We start from the raw sequence: 22,937 nt of genomic DNA on the forward strand, positions 1-22,937 counted from the left end.
CTTTTCGGGGGCGGCCGTCGTCACCATGGGACTCCCTGGACGTTTCCGTGGTGGGGCCGCGGCGCTAGAGTCGGCCCGGATTTCGGAGCGGAGCGGCGCGGGCACAGGGGGTACGCGATGGCGAAGGCGCGGCGGCGGGCCGGCACGGCGGCCCTGCGGACGGCGCAGCGGGCAGCGGCGGCCGTCCTGTTCGGGACGGGGCTGCTCGGGCTGCTGCTGTTCTCGCTCGGCCGGGCCCACGCCTGGCAGGCGCTCGGCGGCGGGCTGGTGATCGCCGGGGCGTCGTCGGTGGTCGGCGGCGGGCTGGGATTCCTGTTCGGGGTGCCGCGGGTGCGGAACGGCTCCGGTGAGCCGCAGGGCTCGTACGCGCCGAACACCAACCTGGAGCAGGTGTCGGACTGGCTGACCAAGGTGCTGCTCGGTGTCGGGCTGACCCAGCTCGGGTCGCTCGGCGAGCGGCTGCACCGGCTCGGGACGGCGCTGGCGCCCGCGCTGGGCGGGGAGGACGCGGCGGTGCCGTTCGCGGCGGCGCTGGTGCTGTACTTCCTGGTCTTCGGCTTCCTGGCCGGCTGGCTGGTGACCAGGCTCGCGCTGCCCCAGGTGCTGACCGACGCGGACCAGGCGCTGGACCTCTTCCTGGCCGGGCAGGACCGCGACCGGCACGGCGACAAGGTGGGCGCGGACGACCTGCGGGTGCGGGCGATGCAGCAGCTCGGGCTGCTCGGCGGTAGCGCGGACCGGCCGAGCGCGCTGGCCGCGCAGCTGCCGCCGTCCGCGGCGTCGCCGGCGTCCGGGCCGGACGGCGTGGTGGCCGAGGTCCGCTCGACCGCGCGCCGCTCGGCGCTCACCGCCGACCAGGTGCGGGACCTGTACGCGGACGGTTCGCAGGGCCGGCGGATCCAGGCGCTCGCGCTGATGCAGGGTGATCCGGCGCTGGCCGACCTGTCGAGCGTGCTGGACGCGATCGAGCACCCGCGCTCGGGCTTCGAGCAGTACCACGCGCTGCTGGCCGCGCGGGGCCTGCTCTCCCGGCTGCCCGGCGCCGAGGCGCAGCGGCTGCGGGACGCGGTGGCGGGGCAGCTGGTGCTGCCGGACGGCATTCCGTACGGCTCGGACCGGAGCTGGCTGGCGGAGAAGATACTGTCCCGGCTGGAGGCGACGGCGGCCCCGCAGCAGCAGGCGGCGGCTCCCGTACCGGTTCCGCAGCCCGCCGCTCCGGAGCGGAACTCCTAGACGGCGAAGTGCAGTTCGGGCTGCTCCCGGGGGCGTCTCGGCCCCGGCGCGAGCGGGGCGGTCGGCGCAGCCGGCTCAGCGGCCGCACAGGCCCTGGACGGCGGCCCGGTTGACGTTGGTCAGGCCGCGGACCAGCTGCGCGGTGAGGAAGACGATCACCAGGCCGACCACCGACAGCCCCGCGACCTGCCCGGCGCCCTCGATGTAGTAGACGTGCTCGACGCCCTTGCCGTCCGTGTAGTCGTACAGCCGGAGGCCCGGCCACGGGGTGAAGGTCGAGTAGACCCAGTGGTAGAGCGGGTAGAGCGCCATGGTCCAGCCGAGCAGCAGGAACACCAGCGTCATCACGAAGCTGAACACCGCCCACGGGAACATCACCACCTGGTACAGCACGCCCCTCCAGCCGGCCGTGTCCGCCAGCCGCGCGGTGATCGCCCCCCAGGTGCCCGGCCGGACCCGGCGCACCGGCGCCGGCCCGGGCACGTCCAGGGCGAGCATGCCCCGGGCCCGGGAGCGCTCCAGCCGGCCGAAACCGCGGGCGACGACGGTCAGCCCGGCCAGCACGGGCAGGCCGAGGACGGTCACGAAGGTGCCGGCACCGAACGAGAAGAGGACGACGGCGACGGCGAAGCCCACGAGCGCGACCGGCAGGCCGGTGAGCACGTAGCCGACCTCGCGGTAGTGGTACGCGGAGAACGGCGCCCGCCAGAACGGCGGCGGCTCCTCGGTGCGGCGGACCCGGGCGGGGCGTCGGCCTTCGGCGAGGCCGTCGCCGGGGCCGCTGCCGCCGTCGAGGCCGTCGAGGAAGTCCCACTCGCGGTCGTGCGTGGTGAAGCTGCTGCTCATGTCCCCGCCCCCTGTCTGTCCCGTTCCCGTGCTGACGATCTCATCTTTGTCGAACGGGGCGGGGCGGCGGCATCCGGAGACCTGGCGGATCGGGGGTGGGGTTAACCCCCCTCACCCCTCCGCGCGTGCGGCTCGCCACTCGTCGGCGAGGAGCGAGTAGAGGTACGAGTCGGACCAGACACCGCCCTTGAACAGGTCGTGCCGGACCCGCCCCTCCAGCTGGAAGCCGAGCTTCGCGAGCACCTTGGCGGAGGCCGCGTTGTCGACGTCGACGCGGGCCGCCAGGCGGTGCAGGCCGAGGTGGTCGAAGGAGAGCTCGCACAGCAGCCGGACGATCTCGCTCGCGTAGCCGAGCCCCCACACGTCGCGGCTCAGCACGTAGCCGAGGCAGGCCGATCGGTACTCGCCGAGGGTGAGGGAAGCGTGGGCGATCGGCGTGGCGTCCGCCGGGTCGTCGGCGTCGGCGCGCCGGGTGACGGCGAGCCGGTAGGTGTCGCGCTCCTCCTCCATCGCCTCCTCCAGGTAGAGGGCGAGCTGGTCGGCGCAGGTCTCCCGGTCGTGCGGTTCGAACGGGAGGTACCGGGTGACCTCGGGGTCGCCGTACAGCGCGTACAGCGCGTCCAGGTCTTCCGGGGTGTGGTGGTACTCGCGGATGGCCAGCCGGGGGCCGGTGAGTCGTACGGGGACCATGGCTGCCGACCCTATCCCCGGGCAGCGGTTACCGTTCGGGCTATGAACGACGAAGACCTGCAGCTCGCCCCGCGCACCATGGCCGCCGACCTGCTCGCCTGGGCGGCGGCGGAGGGCCGCACCCCGGTGGCCGAGGCGCCGGTGCGCGCGGTGCTGGCGCTGCTGGAGCTGGGCGAGGGCAGGATGCGCGACGGCTGGCCCGAACTGACCTCGGACGCGGTGGAGCACCTGCTGTACGAGCGGCTCCACCTGTACGTCCAGCCCGCGCCCGAGGAGGACCCGCTGGCGTACGGCGCGGCCGTACGGCTGCTGATCGACCACCAGCGGGCGGCGAAGCGGCTCAACGCCAAGCGGCAGGAGCGGCTGCACGCCGAGGCCGAGTGGCAGGGCGAGGTCGCGGCCGGGCTGCTGCGCCGGGCCGACCTGGTGACCTGGCCCCGGCTCTACGCGGTGCTGCTGCGTGCGCACGGGGTGGACGTCGCGGACGAGGCGGCGGTGCGGGACTGGCTGGCCGGGTTCCTGGAACTGGCGGAGGAGGAGCGGCTGGCCGCGTTCGCCGCGCTGGCGGAGGCCGGGTGGCTGGACGAGCCGGACGAGCGGGGCTGGGGCCCGGGCCGGGTCCTCTCGGTCGGCATGGCCACGGACGGCGCGCGGCGGCTGCTGGAGCAGGGCCTGATGCGGCGCAGCTACCGCAATCTGGCCGAGCTGACCGCGCTGGGGCGGCCGATGCCGGCCGAACTGGCCGGGGAATTCGGGGAGTTCGAGGACGCGGCGACGCAGGCGGCGCTCGCGCTGTACGGCGAGTGGACGGTGCCGGGACTGCCGCGGCTGCTGGTCGAGGAGTTCCCGGAGCTCGCGCCGGAGCCGGGGCAGGCGGAGATCGACGCGTACCTGGCGCAGTTGCCGCAGGAGGAGTGACGCCAAAGGCTGCGAAAAGGCCCCGACCTTGCGCGGTCGGGGCCTTCGTCCGCTCTTCGTTTCGCCGGAAACCCGGTGCAGGAGCTCAGGGGTTGAGGCCGTGCTGCTGGAGCCAGGGCTCCGGGTCGACCGGGGCCCCGCCGCCGGGGCGGACCTCCAGGTGCAGGTGCGGGCCGGTGACGTTGCCGGTGGCGCCGACCTTGCCGATCTGCTGGCCGGAGGCGACCTGGCCGGAGCCCTTGATGATCGAGGAGAGGTGGCAGTACCAGATCTCGGTGCCGTCGGGCAGGGTCTCGACGATCCGGTAGCCGTACGCGCCGGACCAGCCGGCCGAGGTGACGGTGCCCTGGCCGACCGCGTAGACCGCGGTGCCGGTGTCGGCGGCGAAGTCCAGGCCGGTGTGCAGGTGGGCCCAGTAGCGGGCGCTCTGGCCGTAGTGGGCGGAGAGGCTGTAGTCGCGCACCGGCAGGGTGAGGGCGGCGGCCTTGGCCTTCTCGGCCTCGGCGGCGGCCTTCTTGGCCTCGGCCTCCTTGACGGCGGCCTTCGCCTGTGCCTCCTGGGCGGCCTGCACGCGGGCGCCCTCCTCGGCGGCGGTGCGCTGGCTGTCGGCCTGCTGCTGGATGCGTGCGGCGAGCGCGAGGCCGGGGTCGGCGGAGAGGCCGACCGGGGTCTCGTCCGGGGCCTCGATGGCGGGCGCGGCGGCCGGGGTGGCGGAGGCGAACCCGGTGGCACCCAGGGTGGCGGCGACGGCGGTGACGCCGAGCAGCGGGGAGGCTCCACGGGTCTGACGCGGCATCCGGTGGCGGTTGGCCTCGGCCTCCGGGGCCGGGAACTCGTCCTCGGCCGGGCGGGGGTGGTCGAGGAGCTGGGTACCGGCAGCGGGGCCGGCGGGCTGTGCCGGGGTGTGCGTCGACGCCACGGAGGCGCGCTCCTTTCCTTCCTTCGCGCCTACCGGGTTAGCTGACGGGTTCGGAGCAGGAAGGTCTCCTACGGCCGGGCCGGGGCCCCGCCGATTCACCCCAAGGAACGTGGTTCCCCGGCTCCCTGGCCTGCCCGGAGGCCGGCCGGCGGGATTAGGCGACGGCGCACGGTGCCGTCTGGGTACGGCGTTTCGACCGCGCTGCGTTATCAAACGTTAATCCCAGGAGGCTCTGATTCCAAGCCATCCGCCTGGGACGGCCGACGACCGGGCGGGCGACTTGTGCCCTATGAACGTTTTGCGGCTACTGCCCGTCCCTGACACTACTTAACGTGATTGGACGCCGACGAACGGCGGCCCGGGCGGCCCCATCTGAGTACTTCTACTCATGTGCGACCGGCCGGGCCGCCGCCATCCTGACGCCATGAACGCACCGATGCAGTCACGCACCACGGCCGCGTACTACGTCCAGGCCGTACTCTCCTTCGCCCTGTCGGGCCCGCCCTCGCCATCGGGATCGCCTACCTGCCGGTCGGGGCCTGGACCCGGGCCTTCCTCGGGGTCGGCCTGCTCTACACCGTCACCTCCGCCTTCACGCTCGCCAAGGTCGTCCGGGACCGGCAGGAGTCGGCCGAGATCGTCACCCGAGTGGACCAGGCCCGGCTGGAGAAGCTGCTCAGCGAGCACGACCCGTTCAAGGTCGAGGGGGTCTGAGGGCCCGTCGCCGCGGGGCATCGCGCCGGCATCGCGCGGATAGCTTGACGGCTATGGCTATTAGCCTTAGCTTTATGGCTATCGGCGGTACCGCCGATGCCACCGCAGCAGCGGACCGAGGAGGCCCACCATGAACGGCACCATCACCCCGAGCACCCAGTACCTCGACGTTCCCGGCGGCCGGATCGCCTTCGACGACACCCGGCAAGGCGAAGGCGCCCCGGTCGTCCTCCTCCCCGGAATGCTCGACACCCGGCACGCGTACCGGTACCTCGTCCCACTGCTCACCGCCGCCGGCCACCGCGTCATCACCATGGACCTGCGCGGCTTCGGCGAGTCGTCGATCGCCTGGGACGACTACGAGCCGGGCGCGATCGCCCCCGACGTCCTCGCCCTGCTCGACCACCTCGGCATCGAGCGCGCCGTCCTGGCCGGCAGCTCCTACACCGGGGCGACGGTCGTCAAGGTCGCCGGGGACGCGCCCGAGCGGGTCGCCGGGATCGTCCTGATCGACGCCTTCATCGAGAACCTGCCGCAGAACGCCCTCATGCGCGGCATCGTCCACGCCATGGGGACGGTGGTCATCCACTGGCCCGCGTTCTGGGGCTTCTACCACCGCAAGCTCGCCTACCCGGGCGCCAAGCCGGCCGACTTCGACGCGTACGTGAACGGGCTCGTCGACTCGCTGCGCACCCCCGGCCGGAAGCCCGCCACCCGCGGACACGTCCGCGGCGACTCGGCGCCGGTCGGCTGGACGGCCGCGGTGCGGTGCCCGGCGCTCGTCGTCATGGGCGCCAAGGACCCCGACTTCCCGAAGCCGGAGGTCGTCGCCGACCGGCAGGTCGCGGCGCTGGGCGCGCGGAAGGCGATGATCGAGGGGTCGGGGCACTACCCGATGGCCGACAACCCGCGGGCCGTCGCCGACGCCCTGCTGCCCTTCCTCGCCGAGATCGCCTGACCCCCGATCGCCCGACCGTACGGAGAAACCGAGCCCATGCCCCGAGTCGGACTGACGCCCGAGCAGGTCGTCGACCACGCCCTCGCCCTCATCGACGACCAGGGACCGGACGGCCTCACCCTCGCCGCCGTCGCCGCCCGGGCCGGCGTCGCCACCCCGTCGCTGTACAAGCACGTCAGCGGCGGCCTCACCGAACTCCGGCGGCTCATCGCCGTACGGGTCACGGAGGAACTGGCCGCCCGGCTCGCGGACGCCGCCCTCGGGCGCAGCGGGGACGACGCCGTCGCCGCCGTCCTCCGCGCGTACCACGCGTACGCGCTGGCGCACCCGCACCGCTACAACGCCCTGCCGCAGGCGCCGCAGGCGGACGGCGACCTGAGCGCGGCGGCGGCGCGGCTGGTGGGGGTGATCGTGGCGGTGCTGCGCGAGTACGGCCTCGACGGCTCCGAGGCCATCCACGCCGCCCGCACCGTCCGCTCCCTCGCGCACGGCTTCGCGTCCCTCTCGATCGCCGGCGCCTTCCAACTCGCCGAGGACCTGACCACCACCCAGGACCGCCTCATCACCACCCTCACCAGCGGCCTCCGCACCTGGCCGAAGCCCTGAGACGACGGGAGGGGGCCGGCGGGGGACGAACCGTTCCTGCTGCCCGGGGGGAGAAGACGTGACGGCAGGGCGGAGGGTCACGCGAAAAGTCGATGGCGCCGACTTTTCGTGCGGCGCGGCTGCACGTGGGGCGTTGCGAGTGAGGAAACGGTTCTGCTCGCCCCCCAAGGCGCGTGAGACGTCGGTGGGGTCGACTTCTCGTGCGGGGTGGCGAGTGAAGGAACGTTTTTGCTGGGGCTAGTGTGGCGGGGCTGACTGGGGGGTCATGACCGGGGACCGCCCACCGTTTGGCGGAGGTCTTGTGCCCGCACTGACAGGGAGGGTGCGGCGGTGGTACTGGCGGCTGCTGGACGGGGACGCGCGGGCTGAGCGGGACACGCTCGTCGCGCTGCTGGTGCTGACGGTGGCGCTCGGGCTGCTGCCGATCGCGCTGCCGTACAGCTGGCCGCCGTCGGCGCTGGTGCTGCCGCTGGTGGTCGGCGGGCTCGTGCTGCCGCGCGGGCGGCTGCTGGTGCTGGTGTGCGCCGCGCTCGCGGGCAGTGCGCTGGGGGCCGCGTTGCAGAACCCGCACGGGGTGCGGATCGGCGTGACCGTCGTCCTGGCGGCCACCGGGGCGACGGTGCTGGTGACGAACCGGTCCCGGCACCGGCTCGGGCTGCGGGGCACCCAGGGCGACTCGATGCTGCTGGAACTGGCCGAGCACACCAGGACCCTCGCCCGGCTCCCGGACCGCCTGCTGGACTGGCACTTCGACAGCGCCCTCGCCCCCGCCGGCGGCACCTCGTTCTCCGGGGACTTCCTGCTCTGCACCCACCGCCCCGAGGACGACCTGCTGGAGCTGCTGCTGGTGGACGTGTCGGGCAAGGGCAGCCGGGCCGCCGCCCGGTCGACGCACCTGTCGGGCGCCTTCGGCATGCTGCTGGGGCGGGTGCCGCCGGAGGCGTTCCTGCCGGCGGCCAACGACCACCTGGTCCGGATGGGCTGGGAGGACCACTTCGCGACCGCCGTCCACCTCGCGCTGCGCCCGGCGACCGGCGACTACCGCCTCTTCAACGCGGGCCACCCGCCGGCCGCGCGGTACCGCCGGGCGAACGGCGGCTGCTGGGACCTCGCCGCGCACGGCGGCCCGGCGCTGGGCCTGATCCCGGGCGCGCCCTACCCGGCGTCGACCGGGCGGCTGGCCCACGGGGACTCACTGCTGCTGTTCAGCGACGGCCTGGTGGAGGTGCCGGGCCGGGACCTGGACGAAGGGGTGGGCCGGCTGCTGGCCGCCGCGGAGCCGGTGGTGCGGACCCGCCGCACGCAGCAGGAAATGGTCCGGGGCGCGGCGGAGCAGCTGGTGCGGACCGTCGCGCAGGACATCGCCGACGACCGGACCCTGGTGCTGGTGCGGCGACTGGGGCCCGTCGGTCCGCCCGGTACGGGCCCCGCCGGACGCGGCAGGGGTTGACCCGGGCGACGGACCTGCCGACCCCGAACGCGACCGAGCGCCGCTCCCGGCCGGACGACGTGGCCCTGCCGCTCCTGCACCGGATGTGATCCCTCCCGTAACACCTTGCACACATTCCCCTCACATCCCGGAACGCGACTCGGCCACCCGGGCGTGTCCGAAGTGTCCGAGTAGGGAGGAACCGGGGTGGACATGCGCCCGCCCCACGCCCCGATCGTTGGCGAACGAGGTTGGATTGGCGCCGAATTGACTCGATTTTGACGAGATCCGGTCACTTGGCGAGATCCGTTCACACCTTCGTAGGATCATCACCCTAGAATTCGCGGCGTGACGATGACTCAGTGGTGCGCAACGGCGGCCGGCGTGCTCGCGGCCCTCGCCCTCGTGACCGCCGCCCGCTACCACGCGGTCTCCGCCACCCACCGCCGCCGGTCCGAGCGGCTGCGCCGCGACGTCGCCCGGCTCCAGGAGCAACTCGCCGCCGAACTCTCCCGCCGGGGCGAGGAACTGGCCGTCGTCCAGCAGGAGCAGGAGCACACCGCCTCCACCCAGCGGGCCTTCCTCAGCGTCGCCCGCCGGATCCTCGTCATGGCCCACGACCAGCAGGCCCTGCTCGACGAGATGGAGCGCACCCACGACGACCCGGCACTGCTGGAGGGCCTGCTCAAGGCCGACCACGCCGCGGCCCAACAGGCCCGGCTGGCCCAGACCCTGGCCGTGCTGTGCGGCGCGCGGGCCGGCCGGCACTGGCCGGAGCCGGTCCCCCTGGAGGACGTCGTCCGCGGCGCCCAGTCGCGCATCCTGCCGTTCCAGCGGGTCGTGGTGCGCAGCCGGATCGAGACCGCCGTGGTCGGCGCCGCCGCCGAGGCGCTGATCCACGCCGTCGCCGAACTGCTGGACAACGCGACCCGCTACTCCCCGCCCAGCACCCAGGTGTTCGTCACCCTGATGCCGGTGCACAACGGCGCCGTCATCGAGATCGACGACGGTGGCGTCGGCATGCCGGAACAGGCCGTCGCCAAGGCCGCCGCCGCGCTCGCCGGCGGCAGCACCCTGGAGGTGTCCCGGCTGGGCGAGGTGCCGCAGCTGGGCCTCGCGGCGGTCGGCCGGCTCGCCGAGCAGTACGGCTTCCGGGTCACGCTCAGCTCGGCGCCGTCACCGTACGGGGGTGTGCGCGTCGTCCTGCTGCTGCCGAACGCGCTGCTCACCGAACCGCTTCCGCCGACCGTCCCCGGCCTCGGGCCGGACGACCGGGCGTTCGGCGCCGGCCCCCGCCAGTCCCCCCTGGTGGGCGGCCATCCCCTGGTGGAGACCCCACCGCCCGCAACTCCCATGCCCGCAGGGCCTCCCCCCTCGGCGGGTGCCCCGGCGGGCGACCCCGCGCCGCCGCCGCTGCCCCGCCGGAGCCACCGGCGTGACCGGGCCGGGAGCGCCGCGCAGCACGCCGCTCCCCAGCCGCCGCCCGTCCCGCCGTACCGCTCGGCCCGGGACGCGCAGGCGTTCATGGCGATGTTCCAGGCCGGCACCGCCAGCGGCCGATCGGCCGCCCGGGCGCAGGCCCACAACGACCCGTTCCGTCCCCCTTCCCCCCGACTTCCCCAGCGCTCCGGAGAGTTCCATGACCACCACCCCTGACCTCGGCTGGCTCCTCGCCGACATCGTCGCCGTGCCCGAGGTCCAGCACGCCGTCGTCGTCTCCAACGACGGCCTGGAGATCGGCCGCACGGCGGGCATCGTGCGCGAGGACGCCGAGCGTCTGGCCGCCGCCTGCTCCGGCCTGCAGTCGCTGGCGCGCGGGGTCGCGGCGGGCTTCGGCGGGCCCGGCAGCGCCACCCGGCAGATCATCATCGAGTACGGGGGCGGGTACCTGTTCATCGTCGCCGCCGGGGCCGGCGCGCACCTGGCCGTGGTGACCGGCGAGGCGGTCGACGCCGGCCTGGTCGCCTACCAGATGCAGGTCCTGGTCGAGCGGATCGGCACCCACCTCACCAGCCCGCCGCGGGTCGACCACGCGGCGGGGGGCCCTCGGTGAACGGGCCGGTCCGCCCGTACGTCATCACCGGCGGCCGCAGCCGCTCCACCCGGCCCGAGCTGGCGATCGAGAGCCTGGTCAGCGTCCTGCCGGACGCGCCCGAACTCCCCGACCACGCCCTGCTGAACCGGGAGCACCGGCGCATCCTCGGCCTCTGCCGGAGCCTGTTGTCCATCGCCGAGGTGGCGGCCCACCTGGGGCTGCCGCTCGGCGTCGTCAAGGTGCTGGTCGGCGACCTGTGGGACCTCGGCGCCGTCCAGGTGCTCCCGCCCGTCCCGCAGGCCGAACGCCTGCCCACAACCCTCCTGGAAGAGGTGCTCGTTGGCCTCCGCCAACTCCGCTGAAGCCCGGTCCGCTGAAGCCCGGCCCGCCGGGGCCCGGTCCGCCGAAGTGCCCGCCGACCCGCAGTACCTGCCGTCCTCCGTGCAGGGGGCGGTGAAGATCCTGGTCACCGGCCCCTTCGGGGTGGGCAAGACCACGCTGGTCGGCTCGCTCAGCGAGATCGCCCCGCTGCGCACCGAGGAGACCATGACGGCCGCGAGCAGCGGCGTCGACGACCTCACCGGGCGCGGCGACAAGACCACGACCACGGTCGCGCTGGACTTCGGCCGGATCACGCTCAACCCCCGGCTCGCGCTGTACCTGTTCGGCACGCCCGGGCAGCAGCGGTTCTGGCCGCTGTGGGAGGACCTGTCGCGCGGCGCGCTCGGCGCCATCGCGATGGTCGACCTGCGCCGGCCGGACGAGAGCTTCGAGGTGCTCGGCCGGCTGGAGGAGCAGCGGATCCCGTTCGCGGTGGCCGTCAACGTCTTCCCGGACACACCGAGCTACCCCGAGGAGGAGCTGCGCTCGGCGCTCGACGTGCTGCCCGAGGTGCCGATCCTGTACTGCGACGCGCGCGACCGGCGCCAGTCGTACGACCTGCTGATCGACTTCGTGGACCACCTGCACCGGACGTCCGTCCTGGAGCTCCAGGGATGACCGCGCCCGAACCGCCGGCGGCCTCCGGGTGCCCCGTCGGCCACGGTGGCGGCCTGCCCGGCAGCGCAATGCCCACGGGCGGCCCGCCGACCCCGCTGTACGGTGCCGCCGTCGCCGACGACCCGCACGGCCTGTACGCCCGGCTGCGCGCCCGCCACGGCCCGGTCGCGCCGATCGAGCTGGAGCCCGGGGTCGAGGCCTGGCTCGTCGTCGGCTACGCCGAACTGCTTGAACTCACCCGCAACGAGGCGCTGTTCTCCAAGGACTCGCGCCGTTGGCGGGTGCCCGCCGAGGGCCGGCTGGCGGCCGACTCCCGGCTGCTGCCGATGACCTCGTGGCGCCCCACCCTGCTCAACCTGGACGGCGCCGAGCACCAGCGGCTGCGCGCCGCCGTCGCGGACACGCTCGCCCAGATCGACCACCACCAGCTGCGCGGGACCACCGAGGCCGCCGCCAACGGGCTCATCGACAGCTGGGGCCCGGACGGCACCGCCGACCTGATCGCCCAGTACGCCCGCGCGCTGCCGCTGCTGGTCTTCACCCAGCTGGTGGGCCTGCCCGCCGCGGCCGGACCCCGACTCATCGAGCTGATCAGCCACTTCGTGGACAGCGGCACCGAATCGGTGCGCGCCAGCGCCGAGTTCCAGGCCATCCTGGTCGACCTGGTCCGGCGCCGCCGGGCTACCCCGAGCGCCGACCTCACCTCCTGGCTGCTCGCCCACCCGGCCGGGCTGACCGACGAGGAGGCGGTGCACCACCTGGTGGTGCTGATGGTCGCGGGCAACGAGACCAGCATCAACTGGACCGGCAACACGCTGCGCCTGCTGCTCACCGACCGCCGGTTCCGGGCCACCCTCACCGGCGGCCGGCTCACCGTCTCCGACGCGCTGGAGGAGGTGCTCTGGCGCGACCCGCCGACGCAGAACTTCCCCGGCCGCTGGGCGACCACCGACACGGTGCTCGGCGGCCAGTACATCAGCGCCGGGGACATGCTCGTGCTGGGCCTGGCCGCCGCCAACGCCGACCCGGCCGCGCAGGGCGTCGCCGCCGCCGCGCACGGCTCGCTCGGCGGCAACCGCGCCCACCTGGCCTGGGGCGCCGGGCGGCACGTCTGCCCGGCGCAGCACCCGGCGCGGATCATCGTCGAGACCGCGGTCGAGACCCTGCTGCACCGGCTGCCGGACCTCCAGCTCGCCGTCCCGCCGACCGAGCTGGCCTGGCGGCCGTCCCCGTGGTCGCGGGCGCTGCTCAGCCTGCCGGTGCTCTACAGCGCCTTCACCCCGCCCCGACCGCCCGCCCCCGAGAGGCCCGCATGGACACCACCGACGCTCCCCGAGGAACCGGCCCCCGGCCCGTCCGACTCGACCCCTTCGGACGGGACCAGCACACCGAGAACGCCCGGCTCCGGGACGCCGGCCCGGCGGTCCTGGTGGAGCTCCCTGGCGGGGTGGTGGTCTGGGCGATAACCCACCACGACACCCTCCAGTCGCTGCTCGCCGATCCGCGCGTCGGCAAGAACCCCCATCTGTGGACGGAGTTCCGGGAGGGACGCCTGCCCGAGGGCTGGCCGCTGCTCGGCTTCGTCACCGTGCCCGGCATGATCACCGCCGACGGCGACGACCACCGGCGGCTGCGCGGACTCGTCAGCCAGGCCTTCACGCCGCGCCGGATCGCCGGCCTCGCGCCCGCCGTCGAGGCGCGGACCGTCGCCCTGCTCGACGCCGTCGCGGAGCTGACGGGCCCGTTCGACCTGCGCGCGCACTTCGCGTACCCGCTGCCCATGCAGGTGATCGGCGAACTGCTCGGCCTCGCGGCGGAGCAGCAGGACGAACTGCACGAGCTGGCCGACACGCTCGTCTCCAGCGCGGCCACCCCGGCGGCGGCCGTCGCCGCGCAGCAGGGTCTGAACGCGCTGCTCGCCGGCGTCGTCGCGGCCAAGCGGGCCGAGCCCGGCGACGACCTGACCACCGACCTGATCGCCGCGCGCGAGGCCGGCCACCGCCCCGACCGGCAGCGGCTCAGCGAGGCCGAACTCGTCGGCACGCTGCTGCTGATGCTGGTCGCCGGGCACGAGACCACGCTCAACCTGATCACCAACGCCGTCCGGGCCCTGCTGGCCCACCCGGAGCAGCTGCGGCTGGTGCTGGACGGTGAACAGCCGTGGTCGGCGGTGGTCGAGGAGACACTGCGCCACGACTCGCCGGTCGGGCAGTTCCCGCTGCGGTACGCGATCGAGGACATCGAGGTCGGGGACGTGGTGATCCGGCGGGGCGAGGCGCTGCTCGCCTCGTACGCGGCGGCCGGGCGCGACTCCGGGCACCACCCGGACGCCGACCGCTTCGACATCACCCGGCGGCCGAACCGGCACCTGTCGCTCGGGCACGGGCCGCACTTCTGCCTCGGCTCGGGGCTGGCCCGGCTGGAGGCGGAGACGGCGCTGCGCCACCTGTTCGAGCGGTTCCCGGGCCTCGCCCTCGCGGAGGGCGAGGCGCCGGAGCCGATCGCCTCGTTCGTGAGCAACAGCGTGCGGACCCTGCGGGTGACCGTCTGAGCCACCCGGTTACCCGGGGGTGGCCCGGGTCGTTCGGCAGGGCATGAAGAAACTCGCCACCCTGGCCGCCCTCACCATGGCGGGCCTCGCCCTCGCCGCGCCCGCCGCCTCCGCCACCAGCCAGACCGCGTCCTCCCCGGACGCCACCGGCGGTCTCACCGACGGGCTCACCGCCTCCCCGGCCGACCTCGCCATCCACACCGCCGGCAAGCTGCCGGTGGTCGGGCACACCGCCCGGGAGGTGGAGAAGATCGGGACCAACCAGATGGCCCACCCCGGGCTCAGCGGGCAGATCGGCTGACCGACCCCCGTACGGTCGGCCGGCCTGTCGGCCTTGGGGCCAGGCCTTCGGGCCAGGCCCTTCAGGACCGGAAGAGCCCGTTGAGCTCCGGGTAGGTCAGCCCGCCGTCGAGGGCGGTGTACGTGCCGCTCGCGTACACCTCCTCGGCGGCCCGGCGGACCGCCGCGAACGCCACCTTGGCGAGGCCGGGGCCGAGGCTCACGCGGGCCACGCCGAGCCCGGCCAGCTCCGGGACGGACGGGGAACCGGGCGCGGCCAGGACGTTGAGCGGGGCCGGCACCGCCGCGACCAGCGCGGAGATCGTCTCCGGGTCGGCCGTGCCGGGGGCGAACACGCCGTCCGCGCCCGCCTCGACGTAGGCCCGCAGGCGGCGCACCGCCTCGTCCAACCGGCCCTCCGGCTCGCCGAGTCGGTGCAGGAAGACGTCGGTCCGCGCGTTCACGAAGAGCGGCACGCCGGCCGCGTCCGCCGCCGCCCGGGCCGCCGCGATCCGCTCGGCCGCCTCGGCGATCGGGCGGCCCTCGTCCTCCAGGTTCACGCCGACCGCGCCGGTGGCGAGCAGTGCGGTCACCGTCTCGCCGACCCCGGCGGCCGTCTGCGCGTATCCGCCCTCCAGATCGGCCGTGACCGGCTGCTCCACCGCGCGGACCACCAGCGCGGTCTGCGCCAGCACCAGGTCGCGGTCGGCGCCGCCGCCGTCCGGGCTGCCGAGCGTCCAGGAGACGCTCGCGCTGGCCGTCGCGACGGCCCGGGCACCGGCCGCGGCGACCAGGCGGGCGCTCACCGCGTCCCAGACGTTGGCGAGCACCAGCGGCTCGCCGGGGCGGTGCAGATCGTGCAGGAGCCGGGCCTTGACGTTCTGGGTCGTCACGGCTGCTCCCCTCACTTCGCGGCCGGGCTGAGGCGCGAGGTCACGCCGATCCGGTTCCAGGCGTTGATGGTGGCGATCAGGGCGATCAGCTGGGCCAGCTCGGCCTCCTCGAAGTGGGCGGCGGCCTCGTCGTAGACCGCGTCCGGCACATGGCCCTGGGTCAGCAGGGTGACGGACTCGGTGAGCGCCAGGGCGGCGCGCTCCTTCGCGGTGAACCACGGGGTCTCGCGCCAGGCCGGGAGGGAGAGCAGGCGGTGGTCCTGCTCGCCGTGCCCGGCGGCGTCGGTGGCGTGCATGTCGATGCAGAAGGCGCAGCCGTTGATCATCGACGCGTGGACCTTGACCAGTTCGGTGATCCTGGGGTCGAGGCCGGTCCGGGAGGCGCGGTCCACGGCGATCATCGCGTTGTAGTACTCGGGGGCGAGCCGGTGCATCGCGAGGCGCTGGGCGGGCGCGGGGACCGGCGCGTCGGTGGTGCTCGCGGTCTCGTTCGTCGTCGTCATGACCGCCAGCCTAGGGGCGGAGTGGCCCCCTGCCCTGGTGCATTCACCAGTGGTGTTCTTGGGCCAGTTCCCGGGCCGCTCGCCGGGCGCTCGCCGGGCGCTCGCCGGGCGCTCGCCGGGCGCTCGCCGGGCGCTCCGACCGTTCCGGCGCACGAACCAACGTGCGAGGATCACTGGCAGGACGAGGTCAGGGGGCCAGGATCGTGTGTACGGCGTTCGTCAGCATCGAGCCGGGGGCGGCGGTGCCCGTCCTGCTCCTCTCCGTCCGGGACGAGTACCTGGGGCGCCGCTGGCTGCCGCCGGCCCGCCACTGGCCGGACCGGCCGTCGCTGGTCGGTGGGCTGGACCTCGCCGCCGGCGGCACCTGGTTCGCCGTCGACCCCGGACGGCGGACGGCCGCCTGCCTGCTCAACGGCTTCGGGCCGCTCGCCCCCGCCGAGACCCGGCTCTCGCGCGGCGAACTGCCGCTGGTCGCCGTGCGCGAGGGCGGCATCGGCCACCTCGACCTCACCCCGTACGACCCGTTCCACCTCGTGCTGGTCGGACCGGCCGGCGCCCGGGTCGCCAGCTGGGGCGACGGGCGGCTCACCGAGAACGAGCTGCCGACCGGCCTGAGCGTCGTGCTCAACGACGGGCTGGAGGGCCTCGCCGGGAATCGGACCGCCTCCGAGCGGATCCGCGCCCTGATGGCCGCCCGCGCCGACCACTTCCGGGCCCGCTTCGCGGCCGAACCCCGGCCCGAGCCGGGCGCCGACAAGGCGGTCGAGGACGCGTGGGGCGCCTGGCTGCCGATCGTCTCCGGGGACGGGCTCGCGCCGGACGACGACGCGGCGCTCGTCCAGCGGCGCGACTTCGGCGACGGGCGGATCTGGGGCTCGTCCTCGATCTCGCTGCTCGCCCTCGGGCCGGACCTGCTGCGGTACGACTTCGGGCCGGCCCCGGTGCCCGCCGGGGGCGCGGCGTGGCGGCGGGTGCCGCTCGGCTGACCCGACCGGGCGGGCGGCCCGCGGAAGGACTTGAACCTGCCGCAACGGGAGGTTGCATCGTGGTCCTCCGTCGGCCACGAGGGAGGACCACGATGAACCGCCGCCGCCCCGCGAACGTGCTGCCCGCCGTCCTCCTGGTGGCCGGCACCGCGCTCGTCGCCGCCGGCGCCGCCCTGGCGCTCAGCCACGCGGCCGAGCGGGCGGTGTCCTCCGGCGCGCTGCTCGCCGGGTGGGTGCACGTGCTGATCTCCCACGCCCGGGCCGCGCACCCGGCCGCCGCCTGAGCGGGCGGGGCCGAGCGGACGGGTCCGAGCGGGCGGGTCCGAGCGGGCGGCCCGCCGGGTTTCGGTCAGACGTCCACTCGATGAACTTCCGGCGGCAGGCCTGCCGGGCGTCTACATCCCCGTAGTAGCTTCGCCGGGGCTCCCCCTGATCAGACCTCCGAGCGAAGGTGCGCGATGTCCACCCTGACCTACCCGGAAGCGATAGGCGTCGGCCTGCTGCAGGGTGTGACGGAACTCTTCCCGGTCTCCAGCCTGGGCCACAGCATCCTGCTGCCGGCGATCATCGGCGGGAAGATCCAGCACGACCTGGACATGACCGCGGAGGGCTCGGCCTACCTTTCCGTGCTGGTCGGCCTGCACCTGGCCACCGCGCTCGCGCTGGTGGTCTTCTTCTACAAGGACTGGCTCCGGGTCGTCGGCGGCCTGTTCAGCTCGATCCGCCACCGCCGCGTGCAGACCCGCAACGAGAAGCTCGCGTGGCTGCTCGTCATCTCCACCATCCCGGTGGGCATCGCCGGTCTCGCCCTGGAGAAGGCCCTGCGCAACGCCCTCGGCAAGCCCGTACCGGCCGCGGTCTTCCTCGCCCTCAACGGGCTCGTGCTGCTCGGCGCCGAGCGCCTCAAGCGCGGCGGCACCGGCCGCCGGCGGGCCGGCCACGCCGCGCCGCCGACCGAGGAGGCCGGGCTGGACCCGGCGATCGCCTCCGACCACCGGCTCGCCCGGCTCAGCTTCAAGCAGGGCGCCTGGATCGGCGCCGCCCAGATCCTCGCGCTGTTCCCCGGCATCAGCCGCTCCGGCGTCACCATGAGCGCCGGCATCCTGCGCGGACTGCACCACGAGGACGCCGCCCGGTTCTCCTTCCTGCTCGCCACACCGGTGATCATCGCCGCCTCGGCGCTCAAGGTGCCCGAGCTGTTCAAGCCGGAGAACTCCGCCGTCCTCGGCCCGGTCGTGGTGGGCAGCATCGCCGCCTTCGTCGCCGGGTACGTGTCGGTGCGCTTCCTCACCAAGTACTTCGAGACCCGCAGCCTGACGCCGTTCGCGATCTACTGCTTCGTGGCCGGCGCCGGCAGCGCGGTCTACCTCTCCCTCTGACCTACGACTCCTGGAGCACGGCCGCGAGTTCGCGCGGCCGCGAGAACATCGGCCAGTGCCCGGTGTCCAGCTCGACCAGCCGCCAGTGCTCGCCCTTCAGCAGCTCGGCGGCGTGGCCGTACGGCTCCGGCCAGTCCAGCAGGCACTTGACGTACGTCGCCGGCAGCTCGGCCAACGAGTCGGCCAGGACGGCCGGTTCGGTCAGCGAGGCGCCCGGGTGCGGCGTCGAACCGGCGACGATCCGGGCGATCTGCTCGTCGGTGAGCCCCTGGCCCGCGAAGTCCGGGGCGGTGAGCGGCGGCCAGTAGCCGTCGTTCCGCGCGATGGCCACCGCCACCTCCTGGCCGTTCCCGGCGACCGAGACGAACGACTCGCCGTCCTGCGGCACGTTGGCGTCCACGAACACCACCCGGGCCAGCCGGTCGCCGATCCGCTCGGCGGCCTGGCCCACCGGGATGCCCGAGTAGCTGTGCCCGACCAGGACGACCTCGCGCAGGTCGAGCCGCTCGACCTCGGCCACGACGTCCCGCACGTGGACCTCCTGCCCGGCCGGGGTCACGCCCCGCTTCTCCGCGAGCCCGGAGAGCGTCAGCGGGTACGCCCCGTGCCCGGCCGCGCGCAGCTCCGCCGCCACCTCGTCCCACGCCCACGCGCCGAGCCACGCGCCTGCCACGAGTACATAGTTCGCCATGAGCGGCACGGTAGCGCGCAGACGTGGCACACCGAGGGCCGAGCAGCGGGAGGGGCGGTGCTGAACGGCAGGGCGGCGGTCGTCACGGGCGGTTCGCGCGGCATCGGGCGGGCGATCGTCGAACGGCCGGGATCGCGGGACCGCCGGCACCCCCGGCGCGGGGGCCGCGCGGGATAATCCCGTCGATGAGCACTTCCTGGACCGCGTTCGGCGGCGACCTGCACCTCGACCTCACCGAGCGGCGCGCCGCCGGGGCCGGGCTGCGGGCCGCCCTGGAGGACGCGCTGCGCGAGGCCGTCCAGGACGGGCGGCTCGCCCCCGGCACCCGGCTGCCGTCCTCCCGGGCGCTCGGGGAGGACCTCGGGATCGCCCGCAACACCGTCGTGGAGGCGTACGGGCAGCTCACCGGCGAGGGCTGGCTCACCTCCCGGCAGGGCTCCGGCACCACCGTCGCCATGGGGGTCCCCCCGGCCGGAGGCTGGGGGAGGGCCGCGCCGCGCCCGCCGGCGCCCGGGACCACCCGGCCGGCGCCGGAACGCCGGCCCGTCCGGCACGACCTGATGTCCGGACGGCCCGACCTCTCGCTCTTCCCCCGCACCGCCTGGCTCGCCGCCGCCCGCCGGGCGCTCGCCACCGCGCCGCACGAGGCCCTCGGGTACGGATCGCCGCTCGGGCGCCCCGAACTGCGGGAGGCGCTCACCCACTACCTGGCACGCGTCCGCGGGGTCCGCACCGACCCCGACCGCCTGCTCGTCTGCAACGGCGTGACGCAGGGCCTCGGGCTGCTCTGCGCGGCCCTGCGGGAGCGCGGCGCCCGTGCGCTCGCCGTCGAGGAGTACGGCCTGCCGCCGCAGCTCGCCACCGTCCGCGCGGCCGGGCTCGCGACCGTGCCGCTCCCGCTCGACGAGCACGGCGCCCGGGTGGAACTGCTCGACGACCGGGTCGGGGGCGTCCTGCTCACCCCCGCCCACCAGTTCCCCACCGGCGCGCCGCTGGCCGCCGAACGGCGGGCGGCGGCGGTGCGGTGGGCGCGCGAGCACGACGGGTACGTCATCGAGGACGACTACGACGGCGAGTTCCGCTACGACCGGCAGCCACTCGGCGCGATGCAGGCGCTCGACCCCGAACGCGTGGTGTACGCCGGGACGGCCGCCAAGAGCCTCGCACCGGGCCTGCGGCTGGCGTGGCTCGCCCTGCCGGACGCACTCGTCGAACCGGTGGCCCGGCTGAAGCAGCTGGCCGACCACATGTCGCCGGTGCTCGACCAGCTGACGCTCGCCGAACTGATCACCTCCGGCACCTACGACCGGCACGTGCGGCGCTGCCGGCTGCACTACCGGCGCCGCCGGGACCGGCTGGTCGCCACCCTCGCCGAGCACGCCCCGCACGTCCGCGTCACGGGCATCGCGGCGGGGCTGCACGCGGTGCTGCGGCTCCCGGCGGACGGACCGTCGGAGGCCGAGCTCCTCGCGCGGGCGGCGGCGGCCGGGGTGTCGCTCAACGGGCTCTCCTGGCACCGGGCGGACGGTGCCGCCGCGAGCGGCCCGCCGTCGCTGGTGATCGGGTACGGGACGCCGCCGGAGCACGCGTTCCCGGCGGCGCTGGAGGCGCTGTGCGGGCTGCTGCGCAGCGCGTGAAGTCCGGTTCCCGGCCTACTTGTTGCGGCCGCCCAGTTCGAACAGGAGCATGATGAAGCCGGCGAAGGCGTGGATGCCGGCGGTGTAGATGACCAGGCGGACGGCGACGCGGCGGTTGGCCCACTTGCCGGCGTCGATGGTCTTGGGGGCGGCGGGGGTCGAGATGTGGGTGGTCGGGTCAGCGGCCATGGTTGTCTCCTCAGTGCGGTGCGGCAGGGCCGCCGCCGAGGCAGAGTTCGCCACCGGGGCTCTGCAGCAGGGTGTGGACGAAGAGCAGCTCGACCCCGTTCGCCGACTCGGCGGCGATGCAGTGCGGGGTGAGCGAGTCGAAGTGGGCGGAGTCGCCGACGTCCAGGTGGTGGGCGCGGTCGCCGAGGGTCAGCTTCAGGGCGCCCTGGAGCACGTACAGCCACTCCTCGCCCGGGTGGACCCGGACGACGGCGTCCTGCACGCCCGGCGGCACGTGGACCCGCAGGGCCTGCATGGCCCGGCCGGGCGCGCCGGCCCGGCGGTAGCCCCAGCCCCCGGCCCGGCCGGGCTCGATGACGCCGCCGCGGACCACCGGGTCGGGCTCGGTCATCGCCTCGCCCAGCAGCCCCGAGACGGACGTGCCGTAGGCGCGGGCGAGACCGAGCAGGACGGGCAGCGACGGCTGGCGCCGGCCGGTCTCCAGCCGGGACAGATAGGCTGGGGACAGTCCGACCCGGGCGGCCGCCACCTCCAGGGTGAGGCGGCTGCTGAGCCGGTGCTCGCGGAGGCGGGCGGCGAGGCCGGCGACCTCCTGGTCGTCGAGCTGGTCGCCTGCGGCGGCACCGGTGGGGCTGGTGGTCATGTGACCAGTGGACACCTCGCGTGCCGCACGGGCAAGAAATTTGCCTGCCAGGCAAAGCGCCGGACGAGGCGGTCGGCGCGACCCGGAACGGCTCAGGGTCGTGGAATGTTGCGCAGGTTGCTCCGGGCCAGGTCGATCATGCGCCCCACCCCGCCGGAGAGCACCGTCCGCCCCGCCGCCAGGGCGAAGCCCTTGAGCTGGGCGGCCGTGATGTACGGCGGGATGGACAGCGCGTTCGGGTCGGTGACGACGTCCACCAGCGCGGGCCCGGGACGCTCCAGCGCCTCGGCCAGCACCTCCCGCACGCGCCCCGGCTCGGTCACCCGTTTGGCCGGGATGCCCATCGCCCGCGCGATCCCGGCGTAGTCCACGTCGCCGTTGTCGATCTCCCACTCGGGGTAGCCGGAGACCAGCATCTCCAGCTTGATCATGCCGAGCGCGCCGTTGTTGAAGACGACGGTCTTCACCGGCAGCCGGTGCTTGACCACCGTGAGCAGCTCGCCGAGCAGCATGCCGATCCCGCCGTCGCCGGCCATCGCGATCACCTGCCGCCCCGGGCAGGCGAGTTGGGCGCCGACGGCGTGCGGGAGGGCGTTGGCCATCGAGCCGTGCAGGAAGGAGCCGATCACCCGGCGGCGACCGTTCGGCTGCAGGTAGCGGGCGGCCCAGACGTTGTTCATGCCGGTGTCCACGGTGAACACCGCGTCGTCGGCGGCCACCTCGTCGAGCACCGAGGCCACGTACTCGGGGTGGATCGGCAGGTGCTTGTCGATGTCCCGGGTGTAGGCGCCGACGACGTCCTCCAGTGACTTGCAGTGCTTGCGCAGCATCTCGTCGAGGAACGACCGGTCCGGCTTCGGCTCCAGCAGCGGGAGGACGGCCCGCAGGGTGGCGGCGACGTCCCCGTGGACGGCCAGCTCCAGGACGGTCCGGCGGCCGAGCCGGGTCGCGTCGTGGTCGACCTGGACGGTGCGGGCCTGCGGGAGGAACGAGTCGTACGGGAAGTCGGTGCCGAGCAGCACCACCAGGTCGGCGCCGTGCAGGGCCTCGTGGCAGGCGCCGTAGCCGAGCAGGCCGCTCATCCCGACGTCGTACGGGTTGTCGTGCTGAATCCATTCCTTGCCGCGCAGCGAGTGGCCCACGGGCGCTCGCAGGGCCTCCGCGACGGCCAGCACCTCGGCGTGCGCGTCACGGACGCCGGCGCCGCAGAACAGGGCCACCCGGCGGGCCGCGTTGAGCAGTTCGGCGAGCGCCTGCACCTGCGACCAGGGCGGGGCGGCGACGGCCTGCTCGGTGAGGAAGTGGCCGGTGCCGGTGGGGCGGGCGGCGGGCAGCGCGGCGACGTCGCCGGGGAAGGCGAGGACGGAGACGCCGCGGGCGCCGAGCGCGTGCTGGACGGCGATCCGCAGCAGGCGGGGCAGCTGGGCGGGGGTCGAGAGCATCTCGCACCAGCTGCTGCAGTCGGTGAACACCCGCTCGGGGTGGGTCTCCTGGAAGAAGCCGGTGCCGATCTGCCCGGACGGGATGTGGGAGGCGAGCGCGAGGACGGGCAGGCCGCTGCGCTGGGCGTCGTACAGGCCCTGGACGAGGTGGGTGTTGCCGGGGCCGCAGGAGCCCGCGCAGACGGCGAGGCGGCCGCTGAGCTCGGCCTCGGCGGCCGCGGCGAAGGCGCCGGCCTCCTCGTTGCGGACGTGCACCCAGCTGATGCCCTCGGCCCGGCGGATGGCGTCGACGACGGGGTTGAGGCTGTCGCCGACCACGCCGTAGACCCGCTGCACGCCGGCCTGCCGGAGAACTTCCACCATCTGTTCGGCCACGGTTGCCACACGTGAACCCTCC

25 protein-coding genes, 1 pseudogene and 1 riboswitch are annotated in these 22,937 nt (G+C 74.6%); of the genes and pseudogenes, 17 read left to right on the forward strand and 9 right to left on the reverse strand.

What is annotated here, in order from left to right; translation table 11 throughout:
- The first annotated feature begins 117 nt into the window (after positions 1-117).
- A complete protein-coding gene (locus tag ACWCXH_RS30110; protein ID WP_449804638.1) occupies positions 118-1,233 on the forward strand; it encodes a hypothetical protein in 1,116 nt (371 codons plus the stop codon).
- Positions 1,234-1,308: 75 nt separating this feature from the next.
- Here the strand turns inward: ACWCXH_RS30110 and ACWCXH_RS30115 are convergent, their stop codons facing one another.
- Together ACWCXH_RS30115 and ACWCXH_RS30120 are read right to left on the reverse strand one after the other, a co-directional pair.
- A complete protein-coding gene (locus ACWCXH_RS30115; RefSeq protein WP_449804639.1) occupies positions 1,309-2,079 on the reverse strand; it encodes a sensor domain-containing protein in 771 nt (256 codons plus the stop codon).
- Between the two features lie 111 nt (positions 2,080-2,190).
- Positions 2,191-2,769, reverse strand: coding sequence for a GNAT family N-acetyltransferase (locus ACWCXH_RS30120; protein WP_449804640.1), 579 nt, complete (start codon positions 2,767-2,769; stop codon positions 2,191-2,193).
- A 42-nt stretch (positions 2,770-2,811) separates the two neighbouring features.
- On the opposite strand from ACWCXH_RS30120, the gene ACWCXH_RS30125 reads away from it, so the two are divergent.
- Complete coding sequence (locus ACWCXH_RS30125; protein WP_449804641.1) at positions 2,812-3,687, forward strand: hypothetical protein; 876 nt, start codon at positions 2,812-2,814, stop codon at positions 3,685-3,687.
- A gap of 85 nt (positions 3,688-3,772) precedes the next feature.
- On the opposite strand, the gene ACWCXH_RS30130 is transcribed toward ACWCXH_RS30125, so the two are convergent.
- A complete protein-coding gene (locus tag ACWCXH_RS30130) occupies positions 3,773-4,606 on the reverse strand; it encodes a M23 family metallopeptidase (RefSeq protein ID WP_449804642.1) in 834 nt (277 codons plus the stop codon).
- A gap of 12 nt (positions 4,607-4,618) precedes the next feature.
- Positions 4,619-4,777: riboswitch (cyclic di-AMP (ydaO/yuaA leader) on the reverse strand.
- 253 nt (positions 4,778-5,030) lie between these two features.
- On the opposite strand from ACWCXH_RS30130, the pseudogene ACWCXH_RS30135 reads away from it, so the two are divergent.
- From ACWCXH_RS30135 to ACWCXH_RS30185, 11 genes and pseudogenes are all read left to right on the forward strand, one after another.
- Positions 5,031-5,320: pseudogene (locus tag ACWCXH_RS30135) on the forward strand (YiaA/YiaB family inner membrane protein).
- 130 nt (positions 5,321-5,450) lie between these two features.
- The gene (locus ACWCXH_RS30140) at positions 5,451-6,278 is read left to right on the forward strand and encodes an alpha/beta fold hydrolase (RefSeq protein WP_449804643.1); all 828 of its coding nucleotides are present in this window, start codon (positions 5,451-5,453) and stop codon (positions 6,276-6,278) included.
- 36 nt (positions 6,279-6,314) lie between these two features.
- Positions 6,315-6,884, forward strand: coding sequence for a TetR/AcrR family transcriptional regulator (locus ACWCXH_RS30145; protein WP_449804644.1), 570 nt, complete (start codon positions 6,315-6,317; stop codon positions 6,882-6,884).
- Between the two features lie 301 nt (positions 6,885-7,185).
- Complete coding sequence (locus tag ACWCXH_RS30150; RefSeq protein WP_449804645.1) at positions 7,186-8,334, forward strand: PP2C family protein-serine/threonine phosphatase; 1,149 nt, start codon at positions 7,186-7,188, stop codon at positions 8,332-8,334.
- A 333-nt stretch (positions 8,335-8,667) separates the two neighbouring features.
- Positions 8,668-9,969, forward strand: coding sequence for an ATP-binding protein (locus ACWCXH_RS30155; protein WP_449804690.1), 1,302 nt, complete (start codon positions 8,668-8,670; stop codon positions 9,967-9,969).
- The gene (locus ACWCXH_RS30160) at positions 9,953-10,366 is read left to right on the forward strand and encodes a roadblock/LC7 domain-containing protein (RefSeq protein WP_449804646.1); all 414 of its coding nucleotides are present in this window, start codon (positions 9,953-9,955) and stop codon (positions 10,364-10,366) included. Before ACWCXH_RS30155 ends, ACWCXH_RS30160 begins: the two co-directional genes overlap by 17 nt.
- Complete coding sequence (locus ACWCXH_RS30165) at positions 10,363-10,710, forward strand: DUF742 domain-containing protein (protein ID WP_329927484.1); 348 nt, start codon at positions 10,363-10,365, stop codon at positions 10,708-10,710. The genes ACWCXH_RS30160 and ACWCXH_RS30165 overlap by 4 nt, the downstream gene beginning before the upstream one ends.
- A 46-nt stretch (positions 10,711-10,756) precedes the next feature.
- On the forward strand, positions 10,757-11,347 hold the full coding sequence (locus ACWCXH_RS30170; RefSeq protein WP_449804647.1) for a GTP-binding protein: 591 nt from the start codon (positions 10,757-10,759) through the stop codon (positions 11,345-11,347).
- On the forward strand, positions 11,344-12,813 hold the full coding sequence (locus tag ACWCXH_RS30175; RefSeq protein ID WP_449804648.1) for a cytochrome P450: 1,470 nt from the start codon (positions 11,344-11,346) through the stop codon (positions 12,811-12,813). The genes ACWCXH_RS30170 and ACWCXH_RS30175 overlap by 4 nt, the downstream gene beginning before the upstream one ends.
- Positions 12,777-13,898: a cytochrome P450 family protein gene (locus ACWCXH_RS30180; protein WP_449804649.1), complete on the forward strand. Its 1,122-nt coding sequence runs from the start codon at positions 12,777-12,779 to the stop codon at positions 13,896-13,898. The genes ACWCXH_RS30175 and ACWCXH_RS30180 overlap by 37 nt, the downstream gene beginning before the upstream one ends.
- Before the next feature lie 43 nt (positions 13,899-13,941).
- On the forward strand, positions 13,942-14,199 hold the full coding sequence (locus ACWCXH_RS30185; protein WP_449804650.1) for a hypothetical protein: 258 nt from the start codon (positions 13,942-13,944) through the stop codon (positions 14,197-14,199).
- Positions 14,200-14,260: 61 nt separating this feature from the next.
- Here ACWCXH_RS30185 and ACWCXH_RS30190 read toward each other — a convergent pair whose 3' ends face one another.
- Both ACWCXH_RS30190 and ACWCXH_RS30195 read right to left on the reverse strand, forming a co-directional pair.
- Positions 14,261-15,070: an isocitrate lyase/PEP mutase family protein gene (locus ACWCXH_RS30190; protein ID WP_449804651.1), complete on the reverse strand. Its 810-nt coding sequence runs from the start codon at positions 15,068-15,070 to the stop codon at positions 14,261-14,263.
- An 11-nt stretch (positions 15,071-15,081) separates the two neighbouring features.
- The gene (locus ACWCXH_RS30195; RefSeq protein ID WP_449804652.1) at positions 15,082-15,573 is read right to left on the reverse strand and encodes a carboxymuconolactone decarboxylase family protein; all 492 of its coding nucleotides are present in this window, start codon (positions 15,571-15,573) and stop codon (positions 15,082-15,084) included.
- Between the two features lie 203 nt (positions 15,574-15,776).
- On the opposite strand from ACWCXH_RS30195, the gene ACWCXH_RS30200 reads away from it, so the two are divergent.
- The 3 genes from ACWCXH_RS30200 (at position 15,777) to ACWCXH_RS30210 (ending at position 17,938) form a co-directional block, all read left to right on the forward strand.
- Entirely contained in the window at positions 15,777-16,559 is a 783-nt protein-coding gene (locus tag ACWCXH_RS30200; protein WP_449804653.1) for an NRDE family protein, read from the forward strand.
- Between the two features lie 92 nt (positions 16,560-16,651).
- Entirely contained in the window at positions 16,652-16,843 is a 192-nt protein-coding gene (locus ACWCXH_RS30205; RefSeq protein WP_449804654.1) for a hypothetical protein, read from the forward strand.
- 174 nt (positions 16,844-17,017) lie between these two features.
- Positions 17,018-17,938, forward strand: a complete 921-nt coding sequence (locus ACWCXH_RS30210) for an undecaprenyl-diphosphate phosphatase (RefSeq protein WP_449804655.1) — start codon at positions 17,018-17,020, stop codon at positions 17,936-17,938.
- 1 nt (position 17,939) lies between these two features.
- On the opposite strand, the gene ACWCXH_RS30215 is transcribed toward ACWCXH_RS30210, so the two are convergent.
- Positions 17,940-18,629, reverse strand: a complete 690-nt coding sequence (locus tag ACWCXH_RS30215; RefSeq protein ID WP_449804656.1) for an alpha/beta fold hydrolase — start codon at positions 18,627-18,629, stop codon at positions 17,940-17,942.
- A 185-nt stretch (positions 18,630-18,814) separates the two neighbouring features.
- Between ACWCXH_RS30215 and pdxR the strand changes: the two genes are divergently transcribed.
- Positions 18,815-20,266 carry a MocR-like pyridoxine biosynthesis transcription factor PdxR gene (gene pdxR / locus ACWCXH_RS30220; protein ID WP_449804657.1) on the forward strand — a complete coding sequence of 484 codons (1,452 nt, stop codon included), beginning with the start codon at positions 18,815-18,817 and terminating at the stop codon, positions 20,264-20,266.
- A gap of 15 nt (positions 20,267-20,281) precedes the next feature.
- On the opposite strand, the gene ACWCXH_RS30225 is transcribed toward pdxR, so the two are convergent.
- The 3 genes from ACWCXH_RS30225 to ACWCXH_RS30235 all read right to left on the reverse strand — a co-directional run bounded on the left by ACWCXH_RS30225 (position 20,282) and on the right by ACWCXH_RS30235 (position 22,924).
- Positions 20,282-20,455: a DUF6126 family protein gene (locus ACWCXH_RS30225; protein WP_449804658.1), complete on the reverse strand. Its 174-nt coding sequence runs from the start codon at positions 20,453-20,455 to the stop codon at positions 20,282-20,284.
- Between the two features lie 10 nt (positions 20,456-20,465).
- Positions 20,466-21,098 (reverse strand): helix-turn-helix domain-containing protein, encoded by a 633-nt coding sequence (locus ACWCXH_RS30230; RefSeq protein ID WP_449804659.1) that lies wholly within the window; start codon positions 21,096-21,098, stop codon positions 20,466-20,468.
- A gap of 92 nt (positions 21,099-21,190) precedes the next feature.
- On the reverse strand, positions 21,191-22,924 hold the full coding sequence (locus ACWCXH_RS30235; protein ID WP_449804660.1) for a pyruvate dehydrogenase: 1,734 nt from the start codon (positions 22,922-22,924) through the stop codon (positions 21,191-21,193).
- Positions 22,925-22,937 lie beyond the last annotated feature (13 nt).

Source organism: Kitasatospora sp. NPDC001660 (assembly GCF_053596725.1).

What these genes read in the sequence shown, in the direction of transcription:
- ACWCXH_RS30230 (WP_449804659.1), bottom strand. Translation starts at nt 21,098, where the DNA reads ATGACCACCAGCCCCACCGGTGCCGCCGCAGGCGACCAGCTCGACGAC.
- ACWCXH_RS30140 (WP_449804643.1), top strand. Translation starts at nt 5,451, where the DNA reads ATGAACGGCACCATCACCCCGAGCACCCAGTACCTCGACGTTCCCGGC.
- ACWCXH_RS30155 (WP_449804690.1), top strand. Translation starts at nt 8,668, where the DNA reads ATGACTCAGTGGTGCGCAACGGCGGCCGGCGTGCTCGCGGCCCTCGCC.
- ACWCXH_RS30205 (WP_449804654.1), top strand. Translation starts at nt 16,652, where the DNA reads ATGAACCGCCGCCGCCCCGCGAACGTGCTGCCCGCCGTCCTCCTGGTG.
- ACWCXH_RS30120 (WP_449804640.1), bottom strand. Translation starts at nt 2,769, where the DNA reads ATGGTCCCCGTACGACTCACCGGCCCCCGGCTGGCCATCCGCGAGTAC.
- ACWCXH_RS30145 (WP_449804644.1), top strand. Translation starts at nt 6,315, where the DNA reads ATGCCCCGAGTCGGACTGACGCCCGAGCAGGTCGTCGACCACGCCCTC.
- pdxR (WP_449804657.1), top strand. Translation starts at nt 18,815, where the DNA reads ATGAGCACTTCCTGGACCGCGTTCGGCGGCGACCTGCACCTCGACCTC.
- ACWCXH_RS30210 (WP_449804655.1), top strand. Translation starts at nt 17,018, where the DNA reads ATGTCCACCCTGACCTACCCGGAAGCGATAGGCGTCGGCCTGCTGCAG.
- ACWCXH_RS30175 (WP_449804648.1), top strand. Translation starts at nt 11,344, where the DNA reads ATGACCGCGCCCGAACCGCCGGCGGCCTCCGGGTGCCCCGTCGGCCAC.
- ACWCXH_RS30110 (WP_449804638.1), top strand. Translation starts at nt 118, where the DNA reads ATGGCGAAGGCGCGGCGGCGGGCCGGCACGGCGGCCCTGCGGACGGCG.
- ACWCXH_RS30125 (WP_449804641.1), top strand. Translation starts at nt 2,812, where the DNA reads ATGAACGACGAAGACCTGCAGCTCGCCCCGCGCACCATGGCCGCCGAC.
- ACWCXH_RS30160 (WP_449804646.1), top strand. Translation starts at nt 9,953, where the DNA reads ATGACCACCACCCCTGACCTCGGCTGGCTCCTCGCCGACATCGTCGCC.
- ACWCXH_RS30185 (WP_449804650.1), top strand. Translation starts at nt 13,942, where the DNA reads ATGAAGAAACTCGCCACCCTGGCCGCCCTCACCATGGCGGGCCTCGCC.
- ACWCXH_RS30215 (WP_449804656.1), bottom strand. Translation starts at nt 18,629, where the DNA reads ATGGCGAACTATGTACTCGTGGCAGGCGCGTGGCTCGGCGCGTGGGCG.
- ACWCXH_RS30195 (WP_449804652.1), bottom strand. Translation starts at nt 15,573, where the DNA reads ATGACGACGACGAACGAGACCGCGAGCACCACCGACGCGCCGGTCCCC.
- ACWCXH_RS30225 (WP_449804658.1), bottom strand. Translation starts at nt 20,455, where the DNA reads ATGGCCGCTGACCCGACCACCCACATCTCGACCCCCGCCGCCCCCAAG.
- ACWCXH_RS30115 (WP_449804639.1), bottom strand. Translation starts at nt 2,079, where the DNA reads ATGAGCAGCAGCTTCACCACGCACGACCGCGAGTGGGACTTCCTCGAC.